The organism is Serinicoccus sediminis, from assembly GCF_004153545.1.
In the GTDB taxonomy this organism is placed as follows: Bacteria; Actinomycetota; Actinomycetes; order Actinomycetales; family Dermatophilaceae; genus Ornithinicoccus; species Ornithinicoccus sediminis_A.
Map to the genome: position 1 here is coordinate 135,878 of NZ_SDVA01000008.1, position 20,334 is coordinate 156,211.

Below are 20,334 nucleotides of genomic sequence, written 5' to 3' on the forward strand. Positions count from 1 at the left end.
GTGGGAGAGCAGCTGGCGGTGGCGGTGACCGGTGCGCCCGGGGCGGGCAAGACCTCGACGGGCCAGGAGCTGGCCCGGCTGCTGGGGGCCGCGCTGCTCGACCTCGACACCGTGACCAACCCGCTCGTCGACCTGCTGGTCTCCGCCCTCGGCGGCCAGGGGTATGACGACACGCAGGTCGCGCCGCAGCTGCGGCGGGCGCGCTACGCCTGCCTCGTGGGGGCGGCCCGGGACTGCCTGCGCACCGGGACGCCGGTGGTCCTGGTGGCGCCCTTCACCGCCGAACGCCTCGACCCCGCCGCGTGGGACGCCCTGGCGCGGGAGCTGGCCGAGGCGGGCGGGGACCCGCGGCTGGTCTGGCTGCAGATCACGGCCGAGCAGCTCGGCGAGCGGCTGCGCCGGCGCGCGGCGGACCGCGACCACGCCAAGCTGGCCGACCTCCCGGCCTACCTCGCCTCCCTCGACCTGACCCCGCCGGTGGGTCCGCACGCCGTCGCGGATGCCACCCTCACCCCGCAGGAGCAGGCGCGCCGGCTGGCGCAGCAGCTCACCTGACCCTGTCCGGGCCTCGTCACCGGGCGCCGCGCTCCATCTCCTGACCCTGTCCGGGCCTCGTCGTCGGCTCACGCAACCCCCCTCCGGGCGTGATCGGCAAAACTCCTGCACCCGACCTGTTGACAACGGTGTCATGGCCAGTGCAGACTCGTTTCGTCAGCAGATGACAACGATGGACAACGACGACCGGAGGGCCTCCATGGCGGAGCAGGCGCACACGCCGCGGCGTGCTGGCGAGCCCGGGTCGACGGAAGGGTCCACCACCACCACGAGCTCCTCCGCCGCCCGCAGGCGGGTGTCCGGCCCGACGCTGAGGGACGTCGCGGCGCTGGCCGGCGTCAGCCTCAAGACGGCCTCCCGCGTCCTCAACGACGGGCCGAACGTCTCGGCCGCCACCCGCGAGGCGGTGCAGGAGGCGATGCAGTCCCTGTCCTACGAGCCGGACCCGGCCGCCCGCTCGCTGCGTGCGGGTCACGACCGCACCGTCGGCGTGGTCGTCGACAGCATCGGCGACATCTTCTTCTCCGAGCTGGCCGCGACCCTCGAGTCGGCGCTCGACGCCGCCGGCTACAGCTGCCTGCTGGCCTCGAGCAACCGCGAGGCCGACCGTGAGCGCGACGTGGTCCGCAGCCTCGTGCGACGTCGGTGTGCCGGCGTCATCGTGGCGCCCAGCTCGCCGACCTCCATCTCGGAGGCCGACCTGGCCGGCACCCCGGTCGTCTTCGTGGACCGCGTGGGGTCGGTGCAGGGTGCCGCCTCGGTGGTGTCCGACGACCCGGGGATGGCCTACGAGGCCACCCGGCACCTGCTGGCGCACGGGCACCGACGCGTGGCCCTGCTCAGCGACTCCCTCGACCTGCCCACCACCCGGGGCCGGCAGGAGGGCTACCGGCGGGCGCTGGCCGAGGCCGGCATCGAGGTGGATCCGGCGCTCACGCGGATGCAGTGCGACGACGAGAGCTCGGCGATGCGCCAGGTCCGCGAGGTCCTGGACCTCGACGAGCCGGCCACCGCGATCTTCTCCTGCAGCTCGCGACTCTCGCTGGGGGTGGTCCCGGCCCTGCACCAGTTCGGTCGCACCGATGTGGCGCTGGTCTCCTTCGGCGACTTCACCATGGCCGACAGCGTGCAGCCCGCGGTGACCGTGGTCGACCACTCCGCCCGGCGGATCGCGCAGGCGGCGGCCGAGGCGCTGCTGGCGCACCTGCCGCCGCACGACCCCGGCCACGGGCCGACCGGCGTCATCGAGGTGCCGGCGCGCCTCATCCCCCGCGGGACCGGCGAGATCGCCGCGCCTCCCGCACCCGAGCAGACGACCCGAGCCTGAGAAGGAGGCACATGTCTACCGCAACGACGGGGTGCGACAGCCCTGGGAGCCACCGCAGCAAGGGGTCGGCGCCATGAGCACCGAGGCGATCTACGAGGCGCGCGGCATCGTCCGCCGGTTCGGGGCCGTGCAGGCGCTCGACGGCGCCGACTTCGACGTCCGACCCGGCGAGGTGTCCGCCCTCATCGGCGACAACGGCGCCGGCAAGTCCACGCTGGTGCGCATCCTGGCCGGGGCCGACGCCCCGGACGGGGGCACCATCTCGTTCCAGGGCCGCGAGCTCACGCTCACCAGCCCCACCGACGCCCGTGACCTGGGGGTGGAGACGGTCTTCCAGGACCTGGCCCTGGCCAACCACCTCGACCCGATCCAGAACATGTACCTCGGCCGCGAGCTCATGCGCCCCGGTCTGCTCGGCCGGCTGGGCTTCATGCAGCGCGCCGAGATGCGCCGCCGCGGGGCGGAGGCCTTCGACAGCCTGGGCGCCACCGTGCGCGACTACGAGGGCGCGGTGAGCGGGATGTCCGGCGGGCAGCGCCAGGCGATCGCGGTCGCCCGCGCGGCCACCTGGGCCGACAAGGTGATCTTCCTCGACGAGCCGACCGCCGCCCTCGGCGTCGTGCAGACCAAGGGGGTGCTCGACCTCATCCGCCGGATCCGGGACAAGGGGCTGGGTGTCGTCTACATCAGCCACTCGATGCCCGAGGTGCTCGAGGTCTCGGACCGGGTGCACGTCATGCGCCAGGGCCGACGTGTCGCGGTCTACGACGCGAAGTCCTCGAGCGTCGAGGAGCTCGTCGGTGCCATGACCGGAGCGCTGGAGACCAAGGAGGCCTCATGAGCAACGCGACCCATACCAAGGACGACGTCGCCGCCCCGGCGCCCGAGGCCCAGGCGGCCGCCCCCCGCACCTCGGTGGGGGAGCACCTGCGCCGCCGGGTGCAGGCCCAGGCGCTGCAGATCGTCCTCGTCTGGCTGGTGATCTGCGCGATCTTCAGCGCGCTGGCGCCGTCGGCGTTCCTGGACGTGGCCAACTTCCGCAACATCGCCGTCAGCGTGGCGATCCTCGCCGTGCTCGGCGTCGGCACCACCTTCATCATCGTCACCGGCGGGATCGACCTGTCCATGGGGTCGATCCTGGTCTTCAGCGGGGTGGTGTCCTCGCTGACGATGGAGCGCCTCGGCGACGGTCAGGGCTGGGGCGTCGCCCTGGTCGGCATCCTCGTCGCGCTGGGCTGCGGGCTGGGCTGGGGTCTGGTCAACGGCTTCTTCGTGGCCAAGGCCAAGGTCCCGCCGATGATCGTCACCCTCGGCACCTTCGGCGCGGCGCTCGGCCTGGCACAGGTCTTCACCGGCGGCATCGACCGTCGCGCCGTCCCCGACGAGCTCGTCAACACCGTCGGCTTCGGCCAGGTCCTGGGGATCCCCGTCCTCGTGCTCGTGGCGGCCGTGGTCGTCCTCGCCGGCATCGTGCTGCTGCGCCGCACCAAGTTCGGGCTGCACACCAGCGCCGTCGGCTCCAACCCGGAGGCCTGCCGCCGGGTCGGCATCAAGGTCGACCGTCAGCTCATCCGGGTGTATGCCTTCGCCGGGCTGCTCGCGGGTCTCGCGGGCATCCTCAACCTCACGTTCTTCCGCTCCACCACCATCGCGGGCCACAGCCTGACCAACCTCGACGTCATCGCGGGCGTCGTCATCGGCGGGACCAGCCTCTTCGGCGGCGTCGGGACCGTCTTCGGCACGGTCATCGGCCTGCTCATCCCGGCCACCCTGCGCAACGGCTTCGTCATCCTCGGGGTGGCGCCGTACTGGCAGCAGGTCGTCGTGGGTGCCTTCCTCATCGGCGCCGTCTACTTCGACCAGGTTCGGCGCGCCTCGGCGACCCGGGGCCGCCCCAGCACCTCCCTCTTCGCACGCATCTTCACCCACCACCGAAAGGACTCCTGATGCGACTCCACCGATCAATGACGATCCTCGCCGCAGCCCTCGCCACCACGGGGCTGGCCGCCTGCGGCGGCGGTGACGCCGACAGCGGCGGCGACGGCGCCGACGGCACCCAGGCCGAGGGTGGTTCGTCCGGCACCCCGCAGGTCGCCTTCATCCAGGGCGTCATCGGCGACAACTTCTACATCTCCATGGAGTGCGGCGTCCGGGCCGCCGCCGAGGAGATGGGCGCCGAGGTGTCCGTGCAGGGCCCCCAGCGGTGGGACCCGGCGCTGCAGCAGCCGATCGTGACGTCGGTCGCCGCCAACGAGCCGGACGCCATCCTCATCGCGCCGAACGACGTCACCGCGCTCCAGCGCCCGCTCGAGAACGCCGCGGAGAACAGCGAGGTCGTGCTCGTCGACACCACCGTGGAGGACCCGTCGTTCGCGGTCTCCGAGATCGCCTCCGACAACGTCGGCGGCGGGGCCGCGGCCTTCGACGCCATCAAGGAGCTGGTGCCGGACGGCGGCAAGGTCCTCGTCATCGACAACCAGCCGGGCATCTCGACCTCGGACGACCGGGTGCAGGGCTTCGAGGAGGCCGTGGCGCAGGACGACTCGTTCGAGTACGTCGGTGTCGAGTACGCCCAGAACCAGCCGGCCCGGGCGGCCTCCATCGTGACCTCGGCGCTCCAGCGCGACCCCGACCTGGTGGCGATCTTCGCGACCAACATCTTCAGCGCCGAGGGTGCCGCCACCGGCATCGAGCAGGCGGGTGTCTCGGGCGAGGTGCAGGTCGTCGGCTTCGACGCCGGCCCCGCGCAGGTCGAGGCCCTGCAGGACGGCACCCTGCAGGCCATCATCGCCCAGCAGCCCTACGACATCGGCTACCAGGGCGTGGAGCAGGCGCTCGCGGCCCTGGACGGCGAGGAGACCGAGGCCCAGATCCAGACGGGCTTCACCATCGTCACCGCCGACACGCTGGAGTCCGAGGAGGGCCAGGCCGCCCTCTACGCCTCCGAGTGCTGACCCGGCGCTGACACCGTCGTGGTGCCCCGGCCCTGGAACGGGGCACCACGACGGCCACCGCCCTCACCACCGCACGACACCACCGCACGCCATACCCACGACCGCATCCGCCGCAGACCATGACGGAGAGAAGGACCCACGTGCAGACACTCGTCGCCGGGCTCGACCTGGGCAGCACCGGCATCAAGCTCCTCGTCCTGGACGAGCAGGGCCGTGAGGTCGCGCTGAGCCGGGTCCCCACCCCCTGGCAGGAGCAGGCCGACGGCGCCATCGTGCTCACCGAGGCCACGCTGGTCGAGGCCGTGCACGAGGTGCTCGACGACACCGCACGGCAGCTGGGCGCCCACACCGGGCAGGGACCGGACCCCGGGCAGGCACCCGGGGCCGGGACGACCCTTGCCGACGTACGGCAGCCCCGCACCGACGCACGGCAGCCCCGCGCCGACGACACGGCGGCCACACCCCGCGTCGAGGTGCTGTCGGTCACCGGGATGGGGGAGTCCGGCTTCCTCGTCGGTCCCGACGACCGGGTGCTCGCGCCCGCGTTCGCGTGGTTCGACCGGTCCGGGCAGGAGGCGGCCGACGCGCTGCCGGAGGACCTGCGGGCGCAGTTCCCCGGGCGCACCGGGCTGCCGTGGGGGGTGCAGGTGTCCGCGGCCAAGATCGCCCACCTGCGCGACCAAGGCACCCCGGTGGCCGACGCGCGCTGGCTCAGCCTGCCCGAGTTCGTCGTGCACGCCCTCGGCGGACCCGTCGTCGCCGAGCGCTCCCTCGCGGCCCGGACCGGCCTGCTCGAGGTGGAGACCGGGGAGGTCTGGCCCGAGCTGCTGGAGCACCTCGGTCTGAGCGAGCACGTCGTCCCCACGCTCGTCGACGCCGGCACCCCCGTGGGCCGGGTCGACCCCGCCCGGGTGCCCGCCCCCTTCTCCGAGGCCCGGCTGAGCGTGGCCGGGCACGACCACCTCGTCTCCAGCCTGTCCGGCGACCGCGCCTCCTCCCACGAGACCCCCGCCGCCTCGGCGGACGTCGACGGCGGTGCGCCGGAGGCTCGCTACCACGTCTCGCTCGGCACCGCCGAGGTGCTGCTGCGGGTCCTCGACACGCCCCTGGACTTCGAGGCCCGGAGCCGGCTCGGGGCATACCTCATCAACTGCGTCCCGCACGTCGTCCCCGGCCGGTGGGTCGTCGTCGCCGGCGTCAAGACGGGGCTGCTCATGCGTCGTGCCCTGACCCTGCTCGGGATGGGTGACGAGCCGTCGCGCCGGGCCCTCGACGAGGCGGTGCTGGCCCTGCCGCCGGGCGCCGGGTCGACCGCCGGCATCGGCGTCACCGGTGCCCGCAACGACGACGGCGAGCTCCGGCTGCGCATCGGCACCGACGACGTGTCACCGGCGCTGCTCATGCGCGCCGTCCTGGAGCACGGCAACGAGGAGATCGCGCGGCTCATCGAGGTGATGGACGCCGAGCTCCCACCGGCGACCTCGTCGCTGCTGACCGGGGGCTGGACCTCCTGGGCCTCCGTCCGCGAGGCGCGCGGCCGGGTGCTGCCGGGCCTCGAGGTCTCCCACCGTTCCCAGGACACCGCCTACGGCGCCGCGGTCTCCGCCCTCTCGCAGGGCCTCGCGCGCCGCTGAGGCCGACCCCCGACGTCCCCGCCCACCCCTGAACCCGCACCACCACCACCGCAACCCACGAGGAGCGATCCACATGAACACCCTGTCCACGCTCGAGCGCCGCGCGTTCTCCCGGCTCACCACGCCCGCCGGGCGCATGCTCGTCGTCGCCGCGGACCAGCGCAACGGGATGAAGGCCGTCATGAACGGCCCTGAGGGCCCCGAGGGCATCTCGGTCGCGGAGCTGGCCGAGGCCAAGTCCGACCTCGTCGCGCACCTGGGCAACCACGCCCCGGCCATCCTGCTCGACCCCGAGGTCGCGCTGCCCAAGATCGTCGACGAGGGGACCCTCTCGGCCGACACCGCGCTGGTCGTCGGCATGGACGCCTCCGGCTTCGAGACCGTCGACGGGCTGCGCTACACGCGCTACGTCCCCGGGGTCACCGCCGCGACCGTCCGTGAGCTGGGCGGGGACGCCGCCAAGATGCTGTGGTACCTCCGGCCGGACCAGCCCGCCTCGGTCGCGCGGGTCGCCGCCGAGATGGACGCGCTCGTCGCCGACTGCGAGGCGGCCGGGCTGCTGCTCATCGTCGAGATCCTCACCTACCGGCTCGAGGACGAGACCGAGGAGGAGTATGCCGCCCGCTTCGGCCAGCTCGTCGTGGACTCCGCGCGGGTCTCGGTGGAGCACGGTGCCAAGGTGCTCAAGCTCGCCTACCCCGGCTCGGCGCAGGCGTGCGCCGAGGTGAGCGCCGCCGCCGGTGACGTGCCCTGGGCCGTGCTGTCGGCGGGGGTGGACCACGCGACCTTCGTCGAGCAGGTGCGGACCGCCGTCGAGAACGGTGCCGCCGGGGCGATGGCGGGCCGCTCCCTGTGGAAGGACAGCCTCGCGATGACGACGGGGGAGCGCGAGCAGCTGCTCAGCACCCGCGCCCAGCCGCGGCTGGCCGAGCTGTCGGCCACCATCGACGGTGCCGTGCCGGCCGCCACGGTGGGCGCCGGGATCCCCGCGTGAGCGCCGGCCTCGACGGCAGGACCGTCCTCGTCACCGGGGCCTCCGGCGGCATCGGTGCCGAGATCGTGCGCCACCTCGTGGCGGCCGGTGCCGACGTGGTCGCCGCGGCCCGGACCGAGGAGTCGCTCGCGGACCTCGTCGCCGAGACCGGGGCGCGGACGGTCCTGTTCGACCTCGCCTCGGAGGAGCAGGTCGCCGCGGCCCTGGAGGACCTCGACCTGTGGGGCGTGGTCAACTGCGGCGGCTTCGGCGGGGAGATCGCGACGCCCACCGAGACCGACATCGAGGTCTTCGACCGGGCCATGGCGGTCAACGCCAGGGGGGCCCTGCTGGTCATCAAGTACGCCGCGCGCACCATGATCCGGCTCGGCGCGGGCGGGTCCATCGTCAACGTGTCCAGCCAGGCCTCGCTGGTGGCGCTCCCCAACCACGTGTCGTACGGCTCGTCCAAGGCCGCGCTCGACAACATCACCCGGGTCAGCGCCCTGGAGCTGGGCGGCCACGGCATCCGGGTCAACAGCGTGCACCCGACCGTCGTCATGACCGAGATGTCCGAGTTCTACTGGGGCCGCGAGGACGTCGGCCCGCCGTTCCTGGAGCAGATGCCGCTGGGCCGGTGGGCCACCCAGGCCGAGGTGGCCGCGCCGGTGGTCTTCCTCCTCGGGGAGGGTGCTGCGATGATCACCGGGGCGCACCTGCCCGTCGACGGCGGGTACACGTGCCGATGAACGAGAGCGACGGAGGGCGACGATGACCGACGGCGGAGCACCAGCTGGACCCGGCCTGGCCCCGGGTGGTCGGGACTACCGGCGCCGGCGCCGGACCGAGCTGCTCCGCTTCGCCCGCGGTGCGCGGGTGGACGCCGGCTTCGGCTACCTCGACGACGAGGGTGAGGTGGACCCCGACCGGCCGGTGGAGCTCTACGTCACCTGCCGGATGACCCACGTCTTCGCGCTCGGGCTCATGGCCGGCGACCCCCCCGCGGCCGGCGGCCCGGGACAGGAGGAGCTGGCCGAGCTCGCGGCGCACGGCGTGGCGGCGCTGCTGGACGGTCCGCTGCGTGACGCCGAGCACGGTGGCTGGTTCGCCGGGGTGCGCGACGGCGCGGTGGACACCCCCGCCAAGCAGGCCTACGCCCACGCCTTCGTCGTGCTGGCCGCCAGCACCGCCCGCACGGCGGGGGTGCCGCGCGCCGACGAGCTGCTGGACGCGGCGCTCGCCATCCAGGACGAGCGCTTCTGGGACGAGGAGCAGGGCATGGTCGTCGAGGAGTGGGACGCCGCCTGGTCCGAGCTCGACGCCTACCGCGGCATCAACTCCGCCATGCACACGGTCGAGGCCTACCTCGGTGCCTGGGCCGCGGGCGCCGGGCCGCAGTGGCGCGAGCGGGCGCTGCGCATCGCCGGCCGGGTCGTCGAGTGGGCGGGGGAGCGCTCGTGGCGCATCCCCGAGCACTTCGACACCGACTGGACGCCGCTGCCGGAGCACAACAAGGACCGACCGGCCGACCCGTTCCGGCCCTACGGCGCGACCGTCGGGCACGGCCTGGAGTGGGCGCGCCTCCTGGTGACCCTGGCCACCACCGGCGAGGCGACCGATGACGGCCTGCTGGAGGCCGGCGTCCGGCTCGCCGACCGCGCGGTCGTCGACGGCTGGGCCGCCGACGGGCAGGACGGGTTCGTCTACACCACCGACTGGGAGGGTCGGCCCGTCGTGCAGGAGCGCATGCACTGGGTGCTCACCGAGGCGATCGCCACCTCGACGGTGCTGCACTGGGCCACCGGCCAGGCGCGGCACGCGGTCGACCTGCAGCGCTGGTGGGACTACGCCGACCGCTACCTCGTGGATGCCGAGGGCCGGTCGTGGCGGCACGAGCTCGATGAGCACAACCGGCCCAGCGCGCGCACCTGGCCCGGGCGCCCGGACGCCTACCACGCCTACCAGGCGTCCCTGGTCGCGGACGTGCCCGGCGCGGCGTCGTTCGCCGCCGGGGTGGCGCCGTGGGCGGGGTGACCGAGGCGTCGCCCCACCCGCGGGACGTGACCGGGGAGCACTTCGAGGCCGTCCTGCTCGACAGCGACAGCACCCTGGTGGACTCCGAGGCCGCCGTCGCCCGCAGCTGGGAGGCCTGGGCGGACCGCTACGGGGTCCCGCCGGGGCGGCTGGGGGAGACCCACGGTATGCCGAGCCGGCAGACCATCGGGCGGCTCGACCGCGAGCTCGGCCTCGGTCTCGACCTGGAGGAGGCCGGTGCCGTCTTCGACGAGATCGAGCTCTCCGACCTGGAGGACGTGGTGGCGCTCCCGGGGGCAAGCGAGGCGCTCGCGGCGCTCGGCGACCGGGCCGCGGTCGTCACGTCGGCCGGCCGCCCGCTGGTCACCGCCCGGCTGCGGTCGGCCGGGCTCACCCCTCCCGCGGTGCTGGTCTGCGCCGACGAGGTGGAGCGGGGCAAGCCCGACCCCGACCCCTACCTGCAGGCGGCCACGAGGCTCGGCGTCGACCCCGCCCGCTGCCTCGTCGTGGAGGACTCGGCGGCCGGCGTGCGCTCCGGGCACGCTGCCGGGGCCGCGACCCTGGCCCTGCTCACCACGACCCCCGAGGCGGAGCTGGGGACGGCCGACCTCGTCGTGCCCGACCTCGCGGCCGTACGCTTCCGGGTCGAGGCCGACGGGGTGCGGGTGTCCCGGCGCTGACCGGGTTCGGGACCGGTGTCCCGGACGGTCGCCGCCGGTGGCCGTGGCGGGGCGACGCACGTGATCACGGGTCCAGGAGCGCGGCGCCGACCGCCTGTCCCACCGCCAGGGCCAGGAAGAGCCAGGCGGTCGCCCGCCCCCCGTCCTGCGGGCGCAGCTCGCGACCCCAGAGGATGAGGGTGCCGCTCAGGGCCATGTACGCCGCGCCGAACAGCGCCAGGGCGCCCACCGCCACCCCGAGCACGGTGGTGGACGCCACCGCGCCGGTCGCGGCGACGACGGCACCGGCAGTGAGGAGGACGGCGCGCAGCGGGCTGGTGAGGTCGACCAGCCGGCTGGTGAGGACCCCGAGCAGACCTCCGGCCCCGACGGTGACCCAGAGCCAGCCGATGCGGTCGGTCCCCAGCCCGGTGGCGCGGACGACGACGGACGGGCCGTAGGTCCATACGTAGGCGGACACGGCGCCCGTCAGGGCAGCCAGCACCCAGGGGAGCACCATGCGCTGATGCCCGACGACGACGGCTCCACCGACCGGGACAGCGACCTCACCGGTCTCGCCCGCGTCACCGACGTCACCGGCGTCACCGCGCCGCCGACCCGCCGGTCCGGACGGGCCGGCCAGCACGCGGACCGTGAGGCCGGCGCCGGCGCACACCGCGGCCACGAGGAGCCAGGGGGTGACCACCGCCGCGGTGAGCAGCACCACGGCACCCATGGCCAGCAGCCCCAGCGCCGTGCCGGAGTTGACCGCCGCCTGGCTCAGCCCCGCCTGGCGCGTCGGCACGGCGCGGTCCAGCAGCGGGACCAGGGCCGGTGACGCGAGACCGGCACCCGCCCCCGCGAGGAACGCGGCGGCGGTGAAGGCCGGCACGGAGTGCGCGAGCACCAGGCCGAGGGCCCCGACGCCCGCGGACAGACCGGCGGCGACGACGACGCCACGGGGCCGGGTGGCCGCCAACCGGCCGCCGACCAGCACGGCGAGGCAGTAGGACGCGAACTGGGCGGTCCCTGCGGCGCGCAGCGCCCCGTCCAGACCCGGCCGGGCCTGCACCATCTGCGGGTGCATCAGGCCGACGCCGAAGCGCGCCATCCCGTAGGTCGACGCGATGAGCGCCACGCCGGCCGCGACGAGGCCGACGGGGAAGGGAGCAGACTGGGCGCGGGCAACGTAATGAAACGATCGTTTCAGCATGAAGCGAACGTTACACTCTTCTCATGGCAGTGGAGCAGACCCGGTCCCGGATCCTCGACGCGGCGGAGTCGTTGTTCTTCAGCGACGGCATAGCGGTCACCGGGGTGGACCGGGTCGCGGAGGTCGCCGGTGTCTCGGTCGTCACCCTCTACAAGCACATGGGCAGCAAGGACGGCCTGCTCGCGGAGGTGCTGCGACGCCGGCTGGACCGGTGGCGCGCGACCTGGGAGCGCGAGGTCGGCGCGCAGACCGAGCCGAGGGACAAGGTGCTGGCCGTGTTCAGCGCGGTCACCGCATACCGGGACGACTCGACGCCCGCCCAGTGGTGCTCGTTCCTGTCGACCGCCTCCGAGCGACCGACCGACGCCGGCGGTGGGGCGGACCCTGCCGCCGAGCTGGTGGCGGCGGACACCGAGGGGCTGCGGACGAGGCTGCGCGAGCTGGCCGAGGTAGCGGACCCCGCACGGGTCGACGAGGTCGTCGACACCGTCCTGCTCGTCTACAACGGTGTCCTGGCCAGCCTGTTGCGCGGGCACCCGCAGGACCCCGCCGGCCGGGCCCGTGAGGTGGCGCGGGCCGCCCTGGGGTGGGGGCCCGTCCCGGGCTGAGGTGACTCACCCCACGGCGCGCCGGGGCCGGTCGTTTGTGACGATGGTCGGCATGGCACGCGACATCGACATCGCCCTCTTCGGCGCCACCGGCTTCGTGGGCCGGCTGGTCGCCGAGCACCTCGTGCAGACCGCACCCGAGGGGGTGGTGGTCGCCCTGGCGGGACGCTCGCTGGAACGGCTCGAGCAGGTCCGGACGGGGCTGGGGCCGGGAGCTGAGGGGTGGCCGCTGGTCGTGGCCGACTCCGGTGACCCCGCCACCCTGCGAGCCCTCGCCGGACGGTCCCGCGTCGTGGTGAGCACTGTCGGGCCCTACCAGCGGCACGGCATACCCGTGGTCGAGGCGTGCGCGGCCGCCGGCACCGACTACTGCGACCTCACCGGCGAGGTGCTCTTCGTCCGCGAGGTGGTCGACCGGTTCCACGAGCAGGCGCGGGAGACCGGGGCGCGGATCGTGGTGTCGTGCGGCTTCGACTCGGTGCCCTCCGACCTGGGGGTGCACCTGGTCCACCGCGCGGCGCAGGCGGACGGTGCCGGCGGGCTCACGGACACCACCCTGTGGGCGCGCGAGGGGAAGGGCGGGTTCAGCGGCGGCACCGTCGACTCGCTGCGGGTGCAGGTGCAGCGCACCCGCGAGGACCCGGCGCTGCGCCGCGTGGTCGGTGACCCCTTCGCGCTGAGCGGCGGCCACCGTGGCGCGCCGGGCCAGCGCGAGCACTGGCGCCCCTTCGTCGAGGAGCACAGCGGGCGGTGGGCCGCCCCCTTCTTCATGGCCCCCTACAACACCCGGGTCGTGCGTCGCTCCGACGCGCTGCGCGACGGTGCCTACGGTCCTCGCTTCCGCTACCGCGAGCTGGTCGCCACCGGGCGTGGGCTGCGCGGCCGGTGGCGCGCCCACGCCATGGTCGCCGCGATCGGCGGGCTCATGGGAGCGATGGCGACACCCGGGCTCGGCGGCATCGTCGACCGGCTCCTGCCCTCACCGGGAGAGGGCCCGAGCCGGGAGCAGCGCGAGGCCGGGTCGTTCCGCACCGAGACCATGACGACGACGGAGGACGGCTCGAGGTATGCCGCGACCGTCGCCGCCCAGGGGGACCCGGGCTATGCCGCCACGTCCGTGCAGCTGGGGCAGTCGGCCCTGGTGCTGCTCGCGACCCGCGGCGGTGAGGGCCGGGAGGGCGGCGTGCTGACCCCGGCGGTGGCGCTCGGTGACGAGCTGGTCGATGCCCTGCGCGCGCAGGGGTTCACCCTCGAGGTGGCGCGGACCGGCCCGGTGGTGCCAGCGGCGGCGGCCGCCCCGGCCGGGCCTTCGTGACCGGGTCGGGGTCGGGCACCGGTGGTCCGGGAAAGGGTGAGGACGAGCGCTGGTTGGTCGTCGACGGGCGGCGGTGGCGGCGCCAGGATCCGTCACTGCCGGCCGACGTAGCGGCTCGGCTGCTGTCGCACCTGGGCCGGGGCCGGTCGGGCGTGCGGGCGCTGCGGCGCCGTGGGGACGACCCGGCGCCGGCCCGACGGCGGGTCGACCTGGCCAAGCATGGGCTGGGGGAGCGTGGCGACCCCTGGTGGGAGCAGGACGAGCAGCAGCGACGAGAGCGCTGGGAGCTGGCGCTCCGGGAGCTGGACGCGCTGGACGACGCCGAACCGGATGCAGGCGAGGGCGGCGGGGCCTGAGGTCTCCGACGTATCGGTCAGTGCCGGCCGAGGAGCCAGCCGACGAAGCCCGGCCGCTCGCGCGGGACCGCCGAGGCGACGGTGCCCTGGGCCGCGGCAGCCATGGCGGTCTGCTCCGCCTCGCGGGCGGCGGTGGCAGCATACTCCGCCTGGGCCGCGGCGACGTAGCCCTCCGGCGTGACGAAGGGGAGCTCGGCGGCACCGATGTCGCCGCTGCGTAGGTCCACCTGCTCGCTGAGGTAGCGCAGGCCCACGACGAAGGTCGCCGCGAAGGGGACAGCGAGGAACGCTCCGATGATGCCGAAGAGCGTGCTGCCGCCGGCGACCGCCAGCAGGACGATGCCGGGGTGCATCTGCATGCTGCGGCCCTGCAGCATCGGCTGCAGCACGTTGCCCTCGATCTGCTGCACCAGGAGGACGAGGCCCAGGACGATGAGCGCGCTGGTGAGCCCTTGGGTGACGAGCGCGACGAGGACGGCGATGCCGCCGGCGACGACCGCGCCCACGATGGGGATGAAGCCGCCGAGGAAGGTGAGCACCGCCAGCGTGAGCGCGAGCGGCACCTGGAGGATGAGCAGCCCGGCGCCGATGAGGACGGCGTCGGCGGCGCTGACGATGGCCTGGGTGCGGATGAAGCCGCCGAGGGTGCCCCACATGCGGCTCAGCACCTCGGTGAGGTGCCGCCCGACCGTGCGCCCGGTGGTGCGACGTACCCAGGGGAGGAACTGCGGGCCGTCCTTGAGGAAGAAGAAGAGCAGCACGAGCATGAGGGCCAGGGTCACGAGGGCGGACCCCACCGCACCGAGACCGGAGGCGACCGCGCCGGCGGTCTCGCTGCTGCGCTCCTGGATCCAGGAGACCCCGGAGTTGAGGTACTCGTCGACCTGCGCGTCGTCCAGGTTGAGCGGGGGTCCGCTGATCCAGCTGCGGACCTGGCCGACGCCCTCTCTCGCCTGCTGGAAGATCTCCCGGGACTGGGTGGCGATGGACGGGACGAGACCGGCGACCACCCCGGCGAGCACGGCGAGGGACAGCAGCAGGGTGAGGACGGTCGCCAGGCTCGACGGGAGCCCGATCCGTCGCCCGAGCGCGACGACGGGAGCCAGGACCGTCGCGACGATGAGGGCGAGCAGGATCGGCAGGACACCGAACCAGACCTTCTCGAGGATCCACCAGAGCAGCCACAGGGCCACCGCCACGATGATGAGACGCAGCGACCACGCGGTGACGAACCTGAAGCCGTCCCCGATGACCCGGATGCGGTCGACGCCGACGTTGGTCGTCGGTGCCGGTGGCCCGTCGGGCCGCCGGTGGCTCCCGGGCACGGTGGGTGGCCGGTGACCCGGCTCGGCGGCCGGCTCCTCGGCCTGGACGTCGAGCGAGGCGGCGGCGCGCGCCTCGTGCGGAAGGTCGTGGGTGGGCATGTCCTGCAGCATAGGTTCGACACCGGTCCGCGGCAGCGTCAGGGGCCGGTCAGCCCGTGGTCCGCACCCGCATGTTGCTCTCGAAGTACGCACCCAGCTCCTGCGTGGCGGTGAGCGGGAAGACGGCCGAGACGTACTGGTCCGGCCGCACGACGACGACCACGCCCTCCCGGGACAGGCCCCGCTCGACGAAGATGTCGGTGTCCGTCCAGGCGCTGGGCGCCGCGGCGAAGACCTTCTCCCAGTCGGTGAGGCCCAGCGGCCCGCTCCGGGGGAGGAACACCTCCGGGACCTGACCGAGGTCGACGTCCTCGTAGGCCTGCTGGTAGACCACCTTGACGTCGAACACGGCGTCCGGGTCGGCCCCCTCCGGCGTGAACCGGGAGACCGGGGACTCCGACGACGCCACCCACGCGGCCCAGTCGGAGAGCGCCGAGGCCTCGCCGGCGGCGGGCGCGTCGGCGAACGCGTAGATGCGCCACCGCCCGTCCGCCCGCGCGTGGTGCCCCAGGTGCACGGCGTTGCCGTCGCACACCCGGACCACCTCGGCGGACTTGAGGCGCTTGCCGAGCGGGAACCCCTCGGCGAGGCTCTGGTGGCCGGTGTCCGCGACGAGGGTGGAGGGCGCGTACTGCGTCATGAAGCCGGAGGGGAACTCGGCGGTGCCGAGGTAGAAGGTGGCCAGCTCGGAGGGGTCGGAGATGTCCTGCGGCTTGCGCGCCATGAGGGAGGACCACTCGCGGTCGAAGTCGATGAGCTGCTGCGCGACCGGTTGCCGCTCGGCGGAGTAGGTCGCGAGCAGCGACTCGGGGCTGAGCCCGGTGAGCACGTGGCCGAGCTTCCACCCCAGGTTGAAGCCGTCCTGCATCGAGACGTTCATGCCCTGGCCGGCCTTGGCGCTGTGCGTGTGGCAGGCGTCCCCGGTGAGGAAGACGCGGGGCGCCCGGTCGACGCCCTCGGGCACGTCGTCGAACTTGTCGGTGACCCGGTGGCCGACCTCGTAGACGCTGTGCCAGGCGACCTGCTTCACGTCGATCGAGTAGGGGTGCAGGATCTCGTTGGCCCGACGGATGATGTCCTCGATGGGGGTGCGCCGGATCGCGTGGTCGGGGTCCTCCGGGGACTCACCGAGGTCGATGTACATCCGGCTGAGGTAGCCCCCCTCGCGTGGGATGTGCAGGATGTTGCCCGCCTCCGCGTTGATCGCGCACTTGGTGCGCCAGTCGGGGAAGTCGGTGTTGACGAGCACGTCCATCACGCCCCAGGCGTGGGCGGCCGACTTCCCGGTATGCCGCCGCCCGATCGCCTCGCGCACGCCGCTGCGCGCGCCGTCGCAGCCCACGACATACCTCGCCCGGACCGTGCGCTCCTCGCCCTCCCGGTCGCCGGCGACGTGGCGGAGCCGCACCTCGACGGGGTGCTCGCCCTCCTCGTGCACCGTCAGCCCGAGGAACTCGACGCCGTAGTCCGGGACGATCCGGCCGGGGCCGTTGCGCGCGGCCTCGGCGAAGTAGTCGAGCACGCGGGCCTGGTTGACGATGAGGTGCGGGAACTCGCTGATCTTGAACGCGTAGTCCTCGGTCCGGGCGGTGCGGACGATGTTCTCCGGGTGCTCGGGGTCGGGGCCCCAGAAGTTCATGTAGGCGATGTTGTAGGCCTCCGCGACGATGCGTTCGGCGAACCCGAAGGCCTGGAAGGTCTCGACGCTGCGCGGCTGGATGCCGTCCGCCTGCCCTAGCGGCAGCCGGCCCTCCCGCCGCTCGATGATCCGGGTGGACACCTGGGGGAACTGCGAGAGCTGCGCCGCGAGCAGCATGCCCGCCGGCCCGGACCCCACGAGCAGCACGTCGGTCACGTCCGGCAGGTCCGCAGGCCGGTCCACCCCGGTGCCCGCCGCCTCCTGCACGCGCGGGTCGCCCGAGACGTAGCCGTGGTGGTGGAACTGCATGGGTGGTGACTCCTTCGTCGACCGGGTGACGGATGGACGCCGTCGGGGTACGGGATGTCAGCATCGCACGGGAGGTCGAGGCACGGACCGGGCCCTCGGACGCGTCCGGCCCACGGTTCGGCGACGGCGCGACGTCGGGCTACGGTCTAGCCATGATGATGAGCGAGGGAGCTCCGATGTCGGCAGACCAGACCGCGTCCGGCGCTGGTGGCGGAGACCGGACGGGGGACCCGGACCCGCGCTTCGCCGCCCTGCCGGGCCGGCCCGGCAAGATCATCGCCGTCCACCTGAGCTACGGCTCACGGGCAGACCAGCGCGGTCGCCGTCCGGAGGCACCGTCCTACTTCCTCAAGCCGTCCAGCTCCGTGGCGCCCACGCAGGGCACCGTGGAGCGCCCGGCCGGGACCGAGCTGCTCGCCTTCGAGGGCGAGGTGGCTCTCGTCATCGGCCGGCCCGCGCGGCACGTCACCGAGGAGGAGGCGTGGTCGCACGTGGGCTGGGTGACCGCCGCCAACGACCTCGGCCTCTACGACCTCCGCGCCAACGACAAGGGGTCCAACACCCGCTCCAAGGGCCGCGACGGGTACACCCCGGTCGGACCGGGGCTCGTCGACGCGCGGCTCGTCGACCCCGCTGCACTCAGGGTGCGTACCTGGGTCAACGACGAGCTGGTGCAGGACGACACCACCGCGGGGTTGATCTTCTCGCTGCCGCAGATCGTCGCCGACCTCGCCCAGCACCTCACCCTGGAGACCGGGGACGTCATCCTCACGGGCACCCCTGCCGGCTCCTCGGTCCTCGCCCCCGGTGACGTCGTGGAGGTCGAGGTGGACGCCCCCACCGCCGAGGGCGCACCCACCAGCGGGCGGCTCGTCACCACGGTGGTCCAGGGGGAGGGCGGGTTCGACCCCGAGCTGGGCTCACTGCCCGCGGTCGACGACACCCAGCGCGCGGAGGCGTGGGGCTCCCGGGAGGCGGCCGGCCTGCCGGCGGAGGACACCTCCTCCATCGACGCCCCCGAGCACCAGGTCGCGACGCGCCCGGCCCTGGACCCGGACCTGCGCGAGCGGCTCCTGCAGGTGCCCGTCGCCGGGCTGTCGCAGCAGCTGCGGCAGCGCGGCCTCGACAACGTCACCATCGACGGCGTCCAGCCGCTGCACCCTGGCGCCAAGCTCGTCGGAGTGGCCCGCACCCTGCGCTTCGTGCCCAACCGCGAGGACCTCTTCCGCAGCCACGGCGGGGGCTACAACGCACAGAAGCGCGCCTTCGACGCCGTGGGCGAGGGCGAGGTCATCGTCATCGAGGCCCGCGGCGAGGCCGGCTCCGGGACCCTCGGGGACATCCTCGCCATCCGGGCCCACGCCAACGGTGCGGCCGGCATCGTCACCGACGGCGGGGTGCGCGACCACGACGCCGTCGCCGCGGTCGGCATCCCCGTCTACAGCGCCGGGGCCCACCCCGCGGTCCTCGGCCGCCGCCACGTCCCCTGGGACCACGACCTCACGATCGCCTGCGGCGGCACCACCGTGCAGCCCGGTGACATCCTCGTCGGTGACGCCGACGGCGTGGTCGTCATCCCGCCCGGCCTGGCCGAGGAGGTCGTCGACGCCGCGCTCGCCAAGGAGGCCGAGGACGCCTGGATCGCCGAACGGGTCGCGGAGGGCCATCCCGTCGACGGGCTCTTCCCGATGAACCCCGACTGGCGAGCCCGCTACGACACCTGGCTGCAGGAGCAGGGCTGAGCACCCGATGACGCAGACACCGACCACCCCAGGAGGAGCATGATGACCGACCCCACCGGCGCGGGGCACCGCCCCGCCGACCTGCCCGAGCGCATCCAGCACTACATCGACGGCGAGCTCGTCGACTCCGTGGACGGCGCGACCTTCGAGGTGCTCGACCCCGTCTCGAACGAGACGTACCTCAGCGCGGCGGCCGGCACGCAGGCGGACGTCGACCGTGCGGTCGCCGCCGCCCGACGGGCGTTCACCGAGGGACCGTGGCCGGGGATGCTGCCGCGCGAGCGCAGCCGCATCCTGCACCGGGTCGCGGACATCGTCGAGTCCCGGGACACCCGGCTCGCGGAGCTGGAGTCCTTCGACTCCGGGCTGCCGATCACCCAGGCGCTCGGCCAGGCCCGCCGGGCCGCGGAGAACTTCCGGTTCTTCGCCGACCTGGTGGTGGCCCAGGCCGACGACACCTACAAGGTGCCCGGGCGCCAGGTGAACTACGTCAACCGCAAGCCCATCGGGGTGGCCGGCCTCATCACCCCCTGGAACACGCCGTTCATGCTGGAGTCCTGGAAGCTGGGCCCGGCGCTGGCGACGGGCAACACGGTGGTGCTGAAGCCGGCCGAGTTCACCCCGCTGTCGGCCTCGCTGTGGGCAGGGATCTTCGAGGAGGCGGGGGTGCCGCCGGGGGTCTTCAACCTGGTCAACGGTCTCGGGGAGGAGGCCGGGGACGCCCTGGTCAAGCACCCGGACGTGCCGCTCATCTCCTTCACCGGCGAGAGCCGCACCGGGCAGCTCATCTTCGCCAACGCGGCTCCCCACCTGAAGGGTCTGTCGATGGAGCTGGGCGGCAAGTCGCCGGCCGTCGTCTTCGCCGACGCCGACCTCGACGCCGCGATCGACGCGACCATCTTCGGCGTCTTCTCCCTCAACGGGGAGCGGTGCACCGCCGGCAGCCGGATCCTCGTGCAGCGCGAGGTCTACGGCGAGTTCGTCGAGCGGTATGCCGCTCAGGCCCGGCGCGTCGTCGTGGGGCACCCCCACGACGAGCGCACCGAGGTCGGCGCGCTGGTCCACCCCGAGCACTTCGACAAGGTGATGAGCTACATCGAGATCGGCCGCGGCGAGGGCCGGTTGGTCGCCGGCGGCGGCCGGCCCGAGGGCTTCGAGAGCGGCAACTTCGTCGCCCCGACGGTCTTCGTCGACGTCCCCCGTGACGCCCGGATCTTCCAGGAGGAGATCTTCGGGCCGGTGGTGGCGATCACCCCCTTCGACACCGAGGAGGAGGCGCTCGAGCTGGCCAACGGGGTGAGGTACGGCCTGGCCGCCTACATCTGGACCAACGACCTGCGCCGCGCGCACACCTTCGCCCAGAGCGTGGAGGCGGGCATGGTGTGGCTCAACTCCAACAACGTCCGCGACCTGCGCACCCCCTTCGGCGGCGTCAAGGCCTCCGGCCTGGGGCACGAGGGCGGCTACCGGTCCATCGACTTCTACACCGACCAGCAGGCCGTGCACATCACCCTCGGTGGGGCCCACCACCCGACCTTCGGCAAGCACGACCCGGCCGACCGCTGACCGCCCACCCCGAGCAGCCCCGACCA

Annotated in this window: 18 protein-coding genes; 15 read left to right on the forward strand and 3 right to left on the reverse strand. The window is 73.8% G+C overall.

Annotated features, from left to right (window positions below):
* From EUS26_RS09435 to EUS26_RS09480, 10 genes are all read left to right on the forward strand, one after another.
* On the forward strand, nucleotides 1–555 hold the full coding sequence (locus tag EUS26_RS09435; protein ID WP_165368567.1) for a P-loop nucleotide/nucleoside kinase family protein: 555 nt from the start codon (nucleotides 1–3) through the stop codon (nucleotides 553–555).
* A 163-nt stretch (nucleotides 556–718) separates the two neighbouring features.
* A complete protein-coding gene (locus tag EUS26_RS09440; RefSeq protein WP_165368568.1) occupies nucleotides 719–1,882 on the forward strand; it encodes a LacI family DNA-binding transcriptional regulator in 1,164 nt (387 codons plus the stop codon).
* Between the two features lie 73 nt (nucleotides 1,883–1,955).
* On the forward strand, nucleotides 1,956–2,723 hold the full coding sequence (locus EUS26_RS09445) for an ATP-binding cassette domain-containing protein (protein ID WP_130013467.1): 768 nt from the start codon (nucleotides 1,956–1,958) through the stop codon (nucleotides 2,721–2,723).
* Nucleotides 2,720–3,829 (forward strand): ABC transporter permease, encoded by a 1,110-nt coding sequence (locus EUS26_RS09450; protein ID WP_130013469.1) that lies wholly within the window; start codon nucleotides 2,720–2,722, stop codon nucleotides 3,827–3,829. The genes EUS26_RS09445 and EUS26_RS09450 overlap by 4 nt, the downstream gene beginning before the upstream one ends.
* The gene (locus EUS26_RS09455) at nucleotides 3,829–4,836 is read left to right on the forward strand and encodes an ABC transporter substrate-binding protein (protein WP_130013471.1); all 1,008 of its coding nucleotides are present in this window, start codon (nucleotides 3,829–3,831) and stop codon (nucleotides 4,834–4,836) included. Before EUS26_RS09450 ends, EUS26_RS09455 begins: the two co-directional genes overlap by 1 nt.
* 140 nt (nucleotides 4,837–4,976) lie before the next feature.
* Nucleotides 4,977–6,470 carry an FGGY family carbohydrate kinase gene (locus EUS26_RS09460; RefSeq protein WP_202865102.1) on the forward strand — a complete coding sequence of 498 codons (1,494 nt, stop codon included), beginning with the start codon at nucleotides 4,977–4,979 and terminating at the stop codon, nucleotides 6,468–6,470.
* A gap of 73 nt (nucleotides 6,471–6,543) precedes the next feature.
* Nucleotides 6,544–7,464: a tagatose-bisphosphate aldolase gene (locus EUS26_RS09465; RefSeq protein WP_130013475.1), complete on the forward strand. Its 921-nt coding sequence runs from the start codon at nucleotides 6,544–6,546 to the stop codon at nucleotides 7,462–7,464.
* Nucleotides 7,461–8,192 carry an SDR family oxidoreductase gene (locus EUS26_RS09470; protein WP_130013477.1) on the forward strand — a complete coding sequence of 244 codons (732 nt, stop codon included), beginning with the start codon at nucleotides 7,461–7,463 and terminating at the stop codon, nucleotides 8,190–8,192. Before EUS26_RS09465 ends, EUS26_RS09470 begins: the two co-directional genes overlap by 4 nt.
* A gap of 22 nt (nucleotides 8,193–8,214) precedes the next feature.
* Complete coding sequence (locus EUS26_RS09475; protein ID WP_130013479.1) at nucleotides 8,215–9,477, forward strand: AGE family epimerase/isomerase; 1,263 nt, start codon at nucleotides 8,215–8,217, stop codon at nucleotides 9,475–9,477.
* A 26-nt stretch (nucleotides 9,478–9,503) separates the two neighbouring features.
* Nucleotides 9,504–10,157, forward strand: coding sequence for an HAD family hydrolase (locus tag EUS26_RS09480; protein ID WP_130013481.1), 654 nt, complete (start codon nucleotides 9,504–9,506; stop codon nucleotides 10,155–10,157).
* Nucleotides 10,158–10,221: 64 nt separating this feature from the next.
* Here EUS26_RS09480 and EUS26_RS09485 read toward each other — a convergent pair whose 3' ends face one another.
* Nucleotides 10,222–11,349, reverse strand: coding sequence for an MFS transporter (locus tag EUS26_RS09485; protein WP_130013483.1), 1,128 nt, complete (start codon nucleotides 11,347–11,349; stop codon nucleotides 10,222–10,224).
* Nucleotides 11,350–11,372: 23 nt separating this feature from the next.
* Between EUS26_RS09485 and EUS26_RS09490 the strand changes: the two genes are divergently transcribed.
* From EUS26_RS09490 to EUS26_RS09500, 3 genes are read left to right on the forward strand one after another with little or no spacing between them, the layout of a single operon-like run.
* Nucleotides 11,373–11,957 (forward strand): TetR/AcrR family transcriptional regulator, encoded by a 585-nt coding sequence (locus EUS26_RS09490; RefSeq protein WP_130013485.1) that lies wholly within the window; start codon nucleotides 11,373–11,375, stop codon nucleotides 11,955–11,957.
* 52 nt (nucleotides 11,958–12,009) lie between these two features.
* The gene (locus EUS26_RS09495; RefSeq protein WP_202865103.1) at nucleotides 12,010–13,272 is read left to right on the forward strand and encodes a saccharopine dehydrogenase family protein; all 1,263 of its coding nucleotides are present in this window, start codon (nucleotides 12,010–12,012) and stop codon (nucleotides 13,270–13,272) included.
* Entirely contained in the window at nucleotides 13,269–13,628 is a 360-nt protein-coding gene (locus EUS26_RS09500; RefSeq protein WP_130013489.1) for a 2-polyprenylphenol hydroxylase, read from the forward strand. Before EUS26_RS09495 ends, EUS26_RS09500 begins: the two co-directional genes overlap by 4 nt.
* Nucleotides 13,629–13,645: 17 nt before the next feature.
* Here the strand turns inward: EUS26_RS09500 and EUS26_RS09505 are convergent, their stop codons facing one another.
* Nucleotides 13,646–15,052 carry an AI-2E family transporter gene (locus EUS26_RS09505; RefSeq protein ID WP_130013491.1) on the reverse strand — a complete coding sequence of 469 codons (1,407 nt, stop codon included), beginning with the start codon at nucleotides 15,050–15,052 and terminating at the stop codon, nucleotides 13,646–13,648.
* Between the two features lie 49 nt (nucleotides 15,053–15,101).
* Nucleotides 15,102–17,000: an FAD-binding monooxygenase gene (locus EUS26_RS09510; RefSeq protein ID WP_130013493.1), complete on the reverse strand. Its 1,899-nt coding sequence runs from the start codon at nucleotides 16,998–17,000 to the stop codon at nucleotides 15,102–15,104.
* Nucleotides 17,001–17,176: 176 nt separating this feature from the next.
* Between EUS26_RS09510 and EUS26_RS09515 the strand changes: the two genes are divergently transcribed.
* Together EUS26_RS09515 and hpaE are read left to right on the forward strand one after the other, a co-directional pair.
* Nucleotides 17,177–18,742, forward strand: a complete 1,566-nt coding sequence (locus EUS26_RS09515) for a fumarylacetoacetate hydrolase family protein (RefSeq protein ID WP_238148892.1) — start codon at nucleotides 17,177–17,179, stop codon at nucleotides 18,740–18,742.
* A gap of 42 nt (nucleotides 18,743–18,784) precedes the next feature.
* Entirely contained in the window at nucleotides 18,785–20,308 is a 1,524-nt protein-coding gene (hpaE, locus tag EUS26_RS09520; protein ID WP_130013496.1) for a 5-carboxymethyl-2-hydroxymuconate semialdehyde dehydrogenase, read from the forward strand.
* Nucleotides 20,309–20,334: the final 26 nt, after the last annotated feature.